This is a genomic window from Paenibacillus sp. FSL H8-0548, assembly GCF_038630985.1.
Lineage (GTDB): Bacteria > Bacillota > Bacilli > Paenibacillales > Paenibacillaceae > Pristimantibacillus.
In genome coordinates, this window is sequence record NZ_CP152049.1 from 1,014,722 (window position 1) to 1,028,356 (window position 13,635).

The 13,635-nt window shown below is 47.7% G+C and carries 2 protein-coding genes; both read left to right on the forward strand.

Annotation, left to right across the window (positions count from 1 at the left end; all coding sequences use genetic code 11):
* Positions 1-79 precede the first annotated feature (79 nt).
* Positions 80-11,353: a hypothetical protein gene (locus tag MHI37_RS04305; RefSeq protein ID WP_342556534.1), complete on the forward strand. Its 11,274-nt coding sequence runs from the start codon at positions 80-82 to the stop codon at positions 11,351-11,353.
* Positions 11,354-11,420: 67 nt separating this feature from the next.
* Positions 11,421-13,442 (forward strand): S-layer homology domain-containing protein, encoded by a 2,022-nt coding sequence (locus MHI37_RS04310; RefSeq protein ID WP_076340020.1) that lies wholly within the window; start codon positions 11,421-11,423, stop codon positions 13,440-13,442.
* The last annotated feature ends 193 nt before the right edge of the window (positions 13,443-13,635 follow it).

Genomic DNA, 13,635 nt, shown 5'->3' on the forward strand with positions numbered 1-13,635 from the left:
TTGTCCACCTCGTTTTTTGAAGAGCCTAGAGGTTCTTGAGAAATATATGCATTCGATCATTTATTCTAGGAGGAATAGTATGACTGGTTATGAAGACGAACAAGAAAAAATGAAAGAATCAAAAATTAAGAAGAGACGTCCCAAGCAGGAGAAAAAATCCAATGTGGTTGGTACTGTAACAGGCGCAGTTATGATTGCAGGCGCAGTTCTGCCGATGATGCCGGCAATGACCGCTTATGCAGCTAGTACAGGGACGATGTCTGTGGACAAATCTTTTGTTGCTGTAGGCGAATCAGTAAATATTACGGTGACAGACACAAATAATGGAGACACCGTATTAAATACGGATTCAGGCTCAGTGCAAACAACGACAGTAGCCGTATCTTCGCCTGACGATGCTCTACGCAGCCCTCTGATGATTACTTTAACGGAAACCGGCGCGAACACAGGAATTTTTCAAGGCTCGTTGAAGCTGGTCGATACGAATACAACAAGCCCTGCTGCTAATGAGATTAAAGTTCAAAACAACAATGCCGTATCAATCCTAGATCCCAATTGGGACAATCCAGACGCTTTGTCGCCGATCGTAATCAACGTTACACGCAGAGACTATGCTACCGGTGCCGTAAAGCTATACGATAATGTTTCAAATAGCCTTATCAACTCGTTAGTTCATGACGGACAAGTCGTACGTGTGGAATTAACAGATGCTGACCTGAATACAAGCACAACGACCGTTCAAACCCGCGCGGTTAATTTGACGACAACTGCTGGAGTGAACGGCAACGACCTTATCCTAACTGAAACTGGGAACAACACAGGGGTGTTTGAGGGAACCTTCACGGTGGGCGACGATATTGCGCCTGCGCATAATGAGCGTTTTTATATTGAGTACGCTGATGAACATATGGAAAATACCTTGAACGGTACGGTTACCAAAACGTTATTATATCGTAATTTCTCCGCTGCAGCTCTTACAGTAACTCCTGGAACGGCAGCAACTAATGAACCGATAACGGTTGAATTAACTGACCTTGACCTGAATTTGGATGAAGCTAATGCAGAAAATGTAAGTGTTAAAATTAGCTCTCAAGCAGACTCTACTGGATTATCATTGACCTTGACGGAAACGGGTGCTAATACTGGTGTTTTCAGAGGGTCATTTGAAATGGAAGCAGGGGCAACCAATGCGGGCGCTCATAAAATTAGCGTGGCGAATAATGGTACGGTCACGATTAACTATACGGATTTACGCGATGCGGCTGGTTTGTCGAGTTCGATTACAGATACCGTTGTGCGCAAGGATCATACAACTGCAAATGTCGCATTGGATAAATCCTTTGTAGTCGTTGGCGAGACCGTTACGGTCACAGTGACGGATCTTGAATTTGCTAATGGAGCCAGCAATGAAAGCTTAAGTGTGAATGTTGCATCTTCAATAACTGATTCTGCAGGTATCGATGTATTCGTTACGGAAACGAATGATACGGGTGTTTTCACTGGCACATTCGTCGTTCAGGCATTCACAGATGCTAGTGCGACACCTAAGGAGCTAGGTGTGGGCACGAACCTAGAAATGATCACTGCTACTTACTTGGATAATCACAAGGCGGATAATACAAGCGGTACAGTAACCTACACAGCTCAGCGTAAGGATAGAATGACGGGGATTTTGAATTATTCACGTCTTTCGAGTCCTGACGGTGAGTTGATTCAAGTAGAATTGCAGGATACTGATCTAGATACGCTTTCTAATGTAGCGGAATCTGTAAATGTGGCAGTAAGGTCTACAGATGACGAGACGGGCTTTGTTCTGTCTTTGAAAGAAACGGGTGTAAATACGGCAATGTTTGTTGGAACGTTTAAGCCTGTGAGAACTGAAACTAACTCAACGAACAGTCCACAGGAGCTTCAAGTGCTTTCTTACGGAACGAATATGATCGTAACTTATACGGATTTCGCTCGTGCCAATAATACGCCGGGCAATATTGTTACTACGTTTGCTAATGTACAGATTCCGAAGATTACCTCTATAGCTGCGGCAGAAGCTGGAGATTTCGAGGTCGGTGCAGGTGAAGAAGACACGGTAACGATTGTATTTGATATCGCTACAAATATGCCGACGATTGCTGCTGCGGATATTGCTTCAGCACTAATATTGGATGAAGGCAGTTGGGGGACGGTTGCGTCTGCAGCATGGAGCAACAGTCAGACGCTAGTGGTAACTTTGGGTTCAGGTGCTACCTTGAAAAATGACGCAGTCATCACGATTGATGGGTCCGCAGCAATCAAGAACGCTGCTGGAACAAGCGCGAGTAGCGTAGCCAGCGAAGCGATCAATGGCACGTTTGGCAGTCAGGTGCCAGCGATTTCAAGTATAACAGCGGAAGAAGGCGGCGATCTTGAAGTCGGCGCAGGCGCAGGGGATACGGTAACGATTGTGTTCGACGTAGAAACGAACCAGCCGACGCTTGACGCGGCGAATCTTGCAACGACGCTAGAATTGAGCGCAGGCAGCTGGGGTACGGTAGAGAATGGTCTATCGGTGGCATGGAGCAACAGCCGGACGCTTGTGGTTACGCTAGGGTCTAACGCAACGGTGAAGAAGGGTGCGACGATCACTCTCGACTCGTCAGCTAACGTTAAGGATATCGGGGAAGAAAGCTTGGCGAGCACAGCGAGTTCCACGATCAGCAGCGGAACATTTTATAGTGCGGTACCTCGCATTTCAAGTGTGACGGCAGCAGAAGGCGGAGCTAGTGACATTGGAGCAGGCGCGGGCGATACGCTCACCATCGTGTTCGACATCGCGACTGATCAACCAGCAATTGCTCCGGGGACTCTTGCAACGGCACTGGGATTGAGTGCTGGCAGCTGGGGTACAGGAGCAAGTGCAGCGTGGAGCGACAGCAGTACGCTTGTGGTAACGCTAGGAACCGGCGCAACGGTGAAGAAGGGTGAAACACTTACGCTTGATGCGACTGCTAGTATTAGGGATATTGGGCAAGAGAGCCTGGCGAGCACAGCTAGCGCTGTAATCGGTGGAACGTTTGGTAGTCAGGTGCCAGCGATTACGAGTGTAACGGCTGCAGAGGGCGGCGCATCTGAAGTTGGTGCAGGAGCAGGCGATACGGTTACGATCGTGTTCGATGTACCTACGAATCAACCAGTGATTGCGGCAGCGGATATAGCAACTGCGTTAGGATTAAGTGCAGGCAGCTGGGGTACTGGACCAAATGGTCTGTCGGCAGCGTGGAGCAGCAGCCAGACGCTCGTAGTAACGCTGGGCACTGACGCGACAGTGAAGAAAGGTGCGACGATCACTCTTAGTGCGTCGGCCGGCATTACGGACATTGGGGAAGAAAGTGCAGCGAGTACAGACAGTGCTGCAATCAATGGAACGTTTGGTAGCTCGGTACCAATCATTGTAAGTGTAATAGCTGCAGAGGACGGCGTGGAAGAAGTAGGTGCAGGAGCAGGCGATACGGTTACCATCGCGTTCGATGTACCGACAAATCAACCAGCGATTGCAGCAGTGAATATTGCGACCGCATTAGGATTGAGTGCAGGCAGCTGGGGTACGGAAGCGAACGGTCTTTCGGTAGCATGGAGCAGCAACCAGACGCTTGTGGTTACGCTAGGATCTGACGCAACAGTGAAGAAAGGTGCGACGATCACTCTTAATGCTACGGCTGGAATTAAGGATATTGGGGCAGAAAGTGCTGCGAGCACAGCCAGTGCTCTAATCGATGGAACGTTCTTCAGCAAAGTACCAAACATTGTGAGTGTAACAGCTGCAGAGGACGGAGCGGAAGAAGTAGGCGCGGGGGCCGGAGATACAGTGACCATCGTGTTCGACGAACAAACGAATCGTCCAGCGATTGCGGCAGCGAGTATTGCAACGGCACTAGTATTAAATGAAGGCAGCTGGGGTACGGAAGCAAACGGTCTGTCGGCAACGTGGAGCAACAGCCAGACGCTCGTAGTTACACTGGGTTCTGACGCGACAGTGAAGAAAGGTGCGACGATTACTCTTGATGTGTCGGCTGGTATTAAGGACATAGGGGAAGAAAGTGCAGCGAGTACAGTAAATGCAGTAATCGATGGAACATTCTTCAGTCAAGTGCCGAGTATTGTGAGTGTAACGGCCGCAGAAGGCGGAGCAATAGAAGTGGGGGCAGGAGCCGGAGATACGTTGACCATCGAGTTCGATGTACCGACGAATCAGCCAGTGATTGCGGCAGCGAATATTGCAACCTTCCTTGGATTGAATGCGGGCAGCTGGGGTACAGGAGCGAATGGTCTATCGGCAGTATGGAGCAATAGTCAGACGCTCGTAGTTACGCTAGGATCTGACGCAACAGTGAAGAAAGGTGCGACGATCACTCTTGATACGTTGGCTGGTATTAAGGACATAGGGGAAGAAAGTGCAGCGAGTACAGTAAGTGCTGTAATCGATGGAACGTTCTTCAGTCAAGTGCCGAGCATCGTGAGTGTAATGGCTGCGGAGGCTGGTGCATCTGAGGCTGGTGCAGGCGCTGGGGATACGGTGACTATCGTGTTCGATGTACCGACGAATCAGCCAGTCATTGCCGCAGGGGATGTAGCGACCGCCTTAGGATTAAGTGAAGGCAGTTGGGGTACAGGCTTATCGGCAGCTTGGAGTGATAGCCAGACGCTCGTGGTTACGCTAGGATCTGGCGCAACGGTTAAGAAGGGTGCGACGATTACTCTAAATGCGTCGGCTGGCATTAAGGATATTGGGGCAGAAAGTACAGCAAGCACAGCTGATGCTGTCATTGACGGGTCATTTGGTGTCGGTGCAATCCCAGCTATTACAAGTGTAACAGCTGCAGAGGACGGCGCGGAAGAAGTAGGTGCAGGAGCAGGCGATACGGTTACCATCGCGTTCAATGTACCGACAAACCAACCAGCGATTGCAGCAGCGAATATTGCGACTGCATTAGGATTGAGTGCAGGCAGCTGGGGTACGGAAGCAAACGGTCTCTCGGCAGCATGGAGCAGCAACCAGACGCTTGTGGTTACGCTAGGATCTGACGCAACAGTGAAGAAAGGTGCGACGATCACTCTTAATGCTACGGCTGGAATTAAGGATATTGGGGCAGAAAGTGCTGCGAGCACAGCCAGTGCTCTAATCGATGGAACGTTCTTCAGCAAAGTACCAAACATTGTGAGTGTAACAGCTGCAGAGGACGGAGCGGAAGAAGTAGGCGCGGGGGCCGGAGATACAGTGACCATCGTGTTCGACGAACAAACGAATCGTCCAGCGATTGCGGCAGCGAGTATTGCAACGGCACTAGTATTAAATGAAGGCAGCTGGGGTACGGAAGCAAACGGTCTGTCGGCAACGTGGAGCAACAGCCAGACGCTCGTAGTTACACTGGGTTCTGACGCGACAGTGAAGAAAGGTGCGACGATTACTCTTGATGTGTCGGCTGGTATTAAGGACATAGGGGAAGAAAGTGCAGCGAGTACAGTAAATGCAGTAATCGATGGAACATTCTTCAGTCAAGTGCCGAGTATTGTGAGTGTAACGGCCGCAGAAGGCGGAGCAATAGAAGTGGGGGCAGGAGCCGGAGATACGTTGACCATCGAGTTCGATGTACCGACGAATCAGCCAGTGATTGCGGCAGCGAATATTGCAACCTTCCTTGGATTGAATGCGGGCAGCTGGGGTACAGGAGCGAATGGTCTATCTGCAGCATGGAGCGATAGCCAGACGCTCGTAGTTACGCTTGGATCTGACGCAACTGTGAAAAAGGGCGCTTCTATCAGCCTCAATTCTTTAGCAGGAATTTTGGATATTGGGGAAGAAAGCTTGGCGAGCACAGACAGCACAGCGATTGAAGGTACATTTGGCAGCCAATTGCCGAGCATCGTGAGTGTGACGGCGGCAGAAGGCGGTATACCTGAAGTTGGTGCTGGCTTAGGGGATACGGTAACTATCGTATTTGATACCCCTACGAATCAACCGACGATTGCTCCGGGAGATATTGCAACGGCGCTCGGATTAAATAAAGGTATCTGGGGTACAGGAGCGACCGCGGCATGGACCGATAACCAGACGCTTGTGGTTACGCTAGGCTCAGATGCAACAGTTAGGAAAGATGCTTCAATTACCCTAAATGCTTCGGCAGGAATTAAGGATATTGGGGAAGAAAGCGTGGTGAGTACGGATAGTGCAGTGATTGGCGGCACATTTGGAGTAGGCACCGTACCGAATATCGTTGCTATAGAAGCAACTAACGATTCAGGCTTAGGCGGCGTGGATGCTGGAGATAAGGTAACGATTAAGTTCTCTACATTAACAAATCAGGCAGATGTAGATCTTACTTATTTAACACTTTCGAGCAGTCACACATGGGGAACAGGTGCTTCTGTAGAATGGAGCGCAGCAGACACATTGGTAATTACGCTTGGTAATGCTGCGACGATCGCGGTTGGCGATACACTAAGTATTGCCGCTGGCGCTGGTATCAAAGACGTAACAGGTGAATCGGTAGCAATGGTAGGCAATGGCGTAATTAGCGGTACGTTTGGTGCGTCAACTGCACCTGTCATCAGCTCGGTCGTAGCCACCAATGGCGGCGGAACAGCGTTTGTAGAAGCTGGCGATACGATTGTCATTACGTTTAATACTGCATTCGATAAAACTGGTTTTGACAGCAGCAAAATTACCGTAAGCGGCGGGCGTACGTTTGGAACAGGCGCAACATTTACTTGGTCCACTGAGAGCTTGACGATTGTGCTTGGTGCAAATCCTACGATCCAAATAGGAGATGAGCTAACCTTTGAAGCCGGTAACGGTATCTACGATGCTACGGGACATGAGGAGCTCGCTGAGATTACTCAAGCTATCGGCGGTAACTTCGGAGTTGCAGTAGCACCAAAGCTCACGAATGTGTATGCATCCAACTCCAATGGCACACCAGGAGCTGGCGAGGGTGACCGAATCTTATTCGTTTTTGATACGCCAACGAACAAAGCAGCTGTTGGTTCTGGTCAGTTTACAATCAATAATGGCCACACGCTTGGCACAAGTCCAACATTCACTTGGAGCGCGGATGGCCAACAGTTAACGGTCACGTTAGGCGCAGGGGCTAATGTCACCAAGAACGATACGATTTCGATCGGTGCAGCAAGCGGCATATCTGAAGTGACAGGTGTTGAAGCTTTAGCAGCAACAGGACCTATTGCTATCAACGGCAGCTTCGGAGAAGCAGAAGCACCGTCAGTGATTACCGCAATTGCAGCTAACAACGCAGGCATTCCCGGAACGAATGCTGGCGACACGTTGACGTTTATTTTCGACAAGGCGACTAATCAACCAGCCATTGCAAATCCTTCCAGCTTAATTGGGGTTTCGAATGGACATTCCTTAGGAGCTGGCGCAACTGCAGTATGGTTCGATAATGGTGAAACGCTGCGAATCACATTAGGCACGGGCGCTACCGTTACGACAACGGATACCATTTCGATTCAAGCAAGCAATGGCATTTTTGACGAATGGGAAGCAGCGGAATTTGCAGGTGTGTTGAACCTTCCAATCAGCGGATCGTTTGGTACGGCAACTGCACCTGTCATCAGCTCGGTCGTAGCCACTAACGGCGGCGGAACAGCGTTTGTAGAAGCTGGCGATACGATTGTCATTACGTTTGATACTGCATTTGATTCTTCTGATTTTGACAGCAGCAAAATTACCGTTAACAACGGGCATACGTTTGGAACAGGTGCATCGTTTACTTGGTCCAATGAGAGCTTGACGATTGTGCTTGGTGCAAATCCTACGATCCAAATAGGAGATGAGCTAACCTTTGAAGCCGGTAACGGTATCTACGATGCTACGGGACATGAGGAGCTCGCTGAGATTACTCAAGCTATCGGCGGTAACTTCGGAGTTGCAGTAGCACCAAAGCTCACGAATGTGTATGCATCCAACTCCAATGGCACACCAGGAGCTGGCGAGGGTGACCGAATCTTATTCGTTTTTGATACGCCAACGAACAAAGCAGCTGTTGGTTCTGGTCAGTTTACAATCAATAATGGCCACACGCTTGGCACAAGTCCAACATTCACTTGGAGCGCGGATGGCCAACAGTTAACGGTCACGTTAGGCGCAGGGGCTAATGTCACAAAGAACGACACGATTTCGATCGGTGCGTCAAGCGGCATATCTGAAGTGACAGGTGTTGAAGCTTTAGCGGCAACAGGACCGATTGCGATTAACGGCAGCTTCGGAGAAGCAGAAGCACCGTCAGTGATTACGGCAATTGCGGCTAACAACGCCGGCATTCCAGGAACGAATGCTGGCGACACGTTGACATTTATTTTCGACAAGGCGACTAATCAACCAGCCATTGCAAATCCTTCCAGCTTAATTGGGGTTTCGAATGGACATTCCTTAGGGGTTGGCGCAACTGCAGTATGGCTCGATAATGGTGAAACGCTGCGAATCACATTAGGCACAGGCGCAACCGTTACGACATCTGACACGATTACAATACAAGCAAGCAATGGCATTTTTGACGAATGGGCAGCGGCGGAGTTTGCAGGCGTGTTGAACCTTCCGATCAGCGGATCGTTTGGTACGGCAGCTGCACCTGTTATCAGCTCGGTCATAGCCACCAACGGCGGCGGAACAGCGTATGTGGAAGCTGGCGATACGATTGTTATTACGTTTAATACCGCATTTGATTCTTCTGATTTTGACAGCAGCAAAATTACCGTTAACAACGGGCATACGTTTGGAACAGGTGCATCGTTTAATTGGTCCAATGAGAGCTTGACGATTGTGCTTGGTGCAAATCCTACGATCCAAATAGGAGATGAGCTAACCTTTGAAGCCGGTAACGGTATCTACGATGCTACGGGACAAGAGGAGCTCGCTGAAGTTGCTAAAGCGATCGGCGGCAACTTCGGAGTTGCAGTAGCACCGGGACTCACGAGTGTGTATGCTACAAACGCTAATGGCACACCAGGAGTCGGAGCGGGTGACCGCATTATATTCACCTTTGATACGCGGACGAATGCGGCAAACGTTGATCTCAGTAAGTTCAACATATCGAACTCACATACGTTTGGAGAAAATGCTACGTTTGCATGGAGTAATGATGGTTTGCGCTTGACCGTTACATTAGGAGCAGGAGCTTCGATTACAACGGCTGACAAGATATCGATCGGTGCGTCAAGCGGCATAACAGAAGTGACTGGAGCACAAGCTTTAGCGCCGACATCGGATTTTGTTATCAATGGCAGCTTCGGTTACACGGATGCACCTACTGTCATTGCTTTGATTGCGGCTAATAATGCAGGACAGCCTGGAACGAATACTGGCGACACGTTGACGCTTATCTTCGATATGGCTACGAATCGTCCGATCATTACGGACCTTTCGACCATCATTGAGGTTTCGAACGGGAAGTCGTTAGGATCAGGAGCGACTGCGACTTGGCTCGATAACGGCCAAACGTTACGTATCACATTAGGATCAGGCGCGTCTATAACTACTAATGACACCATTACGATAAAAGCAGGAAATGGAATTTATGATTCATGGGAATTTGCTGAATTAACAGCTATGGGCGGCTTGACGATTAATGGTACGTTCGGTGATTTAATTGTACCGAACATCATTTCAGTCGTTGGTTCCGATAAGAGCGGAACTACCGAGAGTTATGGAGATCAACTCATTATTACTTTCGATACTCCGACGAATGGTATTGCAGCTGAAGCAGGCATCATTCGTGTAACGAACAGCGAAGATGAAACTCTTGATTTGTCATACAGTGCATTGGATTGGTCACAAAACAATCAAGTGCTATCGGTGACTATCTCTACGTACTCATCCGTCACCGCATCTGTCTATGCTAATGTACGGGTTGGAGATATTCTGGATTTGTCTGGCTTAGGAATCAGGGATATTACGAATAGTGTTCCAGTTCAGGCTAATGAGCTGGTCATCACAGGAAGCTTTGCGCCGGGGCTAATGCCGAGGTACTCCGCAGTAGCTACTAGCAATGACCGCAGCGCATCAGAGGGAATATACGGAACGATTGAGCTCATATTTACGACAGCAATGGACCGTTCTAAAGCGGTAGATATTGATGATATTATCGTTTCCAATGGTCATACCTTTGGCGACGGGGCGACTTTAGCATGGACGTCGGATAATGTTCTTACCATCACGGTGAAAAACGGAGCTACGGTAGAAGCGGGTGATCTCATCGACCTCTCCGCGCTTGAATTAATGGATGCTAATCATATCGCGTATATTGATGTAAACGATGTTCAACAGGTGATTAACGGCAGCTTCGGATCAGTATTGTTGCCGGAAATAATCAACATTGTGGCAATCAATACGGATGGTCATGCAGGTGCAGGAGCAGGTGACCGTATGATTATCACCTTCAATTCATCGGTGGCTGTCGATACAGACGTGTTCGATCTATCTCAAATTGAGATTAGCAATGGACATGATTTTGGTGAAAATCCAACATTTGAATGGAGCGTCGATAATACGTTCCTGACGATTACTTTGGGTAATGGTACAACCATAACTGCAAAGGATACCCTTTCTATCCTCGCAGGAAACGGAATCTACGATTTGACGGGTATGGCACAGATGAACGCTGTATCTGGATTGCAAATCGGCGGTAGCTTCGGTGAAGGGGTCGCTCCAGCGATCGTCTCCATTGTCGCATCCAGCGATGATAAACTATCTGAGGTAATTGGTTTAGGTTCAAAGATTACCATTACGTTCGATATGACGGTCAATCAAACGGGGGAATTGTCCAAATCACAGGTCGATGAAATCGTAGGGTTTGGTTCGAAGGTGCTCGGGACTGATTATAGCGGCTTATGGGTAAATGGCAATCAACTGATAATTACCGTTACGGACGCGGAAGGGTCAACATTGGCGACTGGGGATTCCATTACCGTTATCGGCGTGAAAAACGTGTATGGCACTTCCGATGCGATTAATGAAACGAAGTCATTGACGGGCAGCTTTGACGGTCGTCAGGTGAGTGTGGAGTCGTATGCATTAAACCGCATTACTGCTAGTAAGATGATAACTTCAGAAATTACGCTTCAGGCGATTAAAGAACACGCAGGTACAGAAACGGTCGTATTCCAGTTAATGAAGGGCGATACCGCTGTGCAAATTAGTACGACTACTCTTGATATTATCGGGCTGCAGAAATTAGCCTACGAGTTTAGCGGACTTGCAGGGGATTTGAATGAATACTCGGTGAAGGTCTTCATCTTGGATAATTTAACCAGCGACCTTAACTCTACACCGGAGCTTCTAGCACAAATTATTGAACTGAAATAACACGAGCAGCGCTTCGCAGCATTATGGCGAAGCGCTCCTCAATACGCATAAGAAAGGATGTCCATACTTGAAAAAACAACTATTTAGGTCAATTTTGGCTACTATTGTGATGGCCTTGATGCTATTACCGTTCTCAGCATTTGCATGGGCAATCTCGGATGTCGATATCGATGTAAGTAAATCCATATATGCTCCTAATGAAATGGTTCTCATTACGGGAACGGTTCCTGCTAAGCAGGACATCACGATGAAAGTCATATTCAATGGGGGTGTTGTTTATGTGGATGCCATACCTGCCGCAGATAACGACGGCTCTATCAGTTTCTCTACGAAATTCGGTTTAGTTGGCTTGTATACGGTTGTCGTAGGAAGTGGAGCGAATCCAGTTGATATGGCTACCTTTGAAGTTAAATCCAGTGATATCGATGGTGGTATTGGTGGTGACACAGGCGGCGCAATTGTTACTCCAGAAGGTTCAATTTACGAAAACGTTAAGAATTCTACAAATTTGTTAGTTGAGCAGCTTGGAACTCTAGGTTCAAATTCAACCGCACAACAAATTCGTGATTTGATTGCGGAACTGTTGCCAACACTGCAGTCCAATCTCCAGTTGTTGAGCAGTATTGAAGACAGCGCTCAACGCGTTGAAGCATTTAATCTGTTAACTTCGGTTATGAAGCAAATAGGAGATAAGGTCGTCAGCGTGAGCGATACAAGCTCGGTGATTTCAATGTTGGAATCTGTATTCCTATATTATGGAGAAGCTACCCGAGTAGCTGAGCAGATTAATCTGGACAATACGGAGATTAAACAATCTACAGTTTCGTTGGCTACCTTGATCTTGTCGCGAGTAGGGACCGTCGGTACAGATTCGTTGATTATAACGGATTCTTCGTCTAGTTTTATCGTATCCGTAGAAGGCGATGCGATTGCTGGAATTATCGAACGACTGCTCGATGGGAAAAAACGTTTAGCGGGTGTATTGAATCAACAAAAGCTGGCAACAGAAGAGCTTGATCTTTATCTGACGTTATCCATTAACCTGGATGCTGCTGGAAATGTAGACTTATCGCTTTCGAAAGAGCAAGTGGACAAGCTTAAAGCGAGCGGAATCTCACTGGTTGTTCAGAACGATACCATCACAATTGCTTTAGCTTCAGGAGCGATTCCTACATTAGATGAGAATACTGTATCTCTTGCTCTACGGTTTCACACTCCTAACCAATTGGAGGAGATAATAAACAAGCAGCCTGGATATATTTCTTCCGTAAACCTACCGGTTAAAGATTTCCATCTTGTTGCCATTGACGCTAATGGAAATGAGACCTCTTTAAGCGATCAATTCTTAGGAGATGTAAAGGTTAGTTTCCTTTTGGATGGCATAGACAAGAGTAAACTGGATTTGGATAAGCTTGCTGTTTATTACTACAACGAAACTACTGCCAAATGGGAAATCATTAGTGCCAAATACAATGCTGCTACTAATGCTATGGACTATTTACCGAAGCATTTTAGTACGTATACGGTTGTACAAGTCAATAAATCATTTGCAGATATTACGGGCAGATGGTCTCAGCGCGTCATTGAAGTCGCTTATGCCAAAGGTATCCTGTCAGGCAAAAGTGAAAGCTCATTTGATCCTTCTGCAAATGTAACGCGTGCAGAATTCGCGACTATGCTGGTCAATACTCTTGGACTAACCGGATCAGGTAAAGCCAAGTTTTCTGATGTTGCCGCAAGCGCGTGGTATGCTGATGCTGTTTCCGCCGCTTATGAATCAGGATTGGTAACAGGCGTGGATGAGACTCATTTTGCTCCGAATGCCAAAATCACTCGTGAACAAATGGCTACAATGATTGGCCGGGCGTTAACATTCTCTAAATCGATAACTCCTGCGACGGCAGCAGATATTGTATTATTGTCAAAATTTACGGATCATAATCTAGTATCGGCTTGGGCCTCCGAGTGGGTCGCACTAGTCGTTAAAGAAGAAATTATGAACGGGGTTAGTGCTACATCACTGGCACCAAAGGTTTTGGCAACTCGTGAGCAAGCGGCTAAATTGATGCTTGACCTATTTAATTATTAAATGGAAGAATGCATTTGGAAGCAAGCAGGCGTCGGTATCTACCGGTGTCAGCTTGCTTCGTTTTCATTTCAAGATAAGTCTGGAATCCCTATAGTTGACATAACTGAATAATGGAAAAATAACATGAAGAACTGATTGACTGAATCGTTGCATAGGACTCATAAGCAGAATATATTCATTGGAAATTTGAATC

Coding starts and splice junctions, on each gene's coding strand:
- MHI37_RS04305 (WP_342556534.1), top strand. CDS start 80: ATGACTGGTTATGAAGACGAACAAGAAAAAATGAAAGAATCAAAAATT.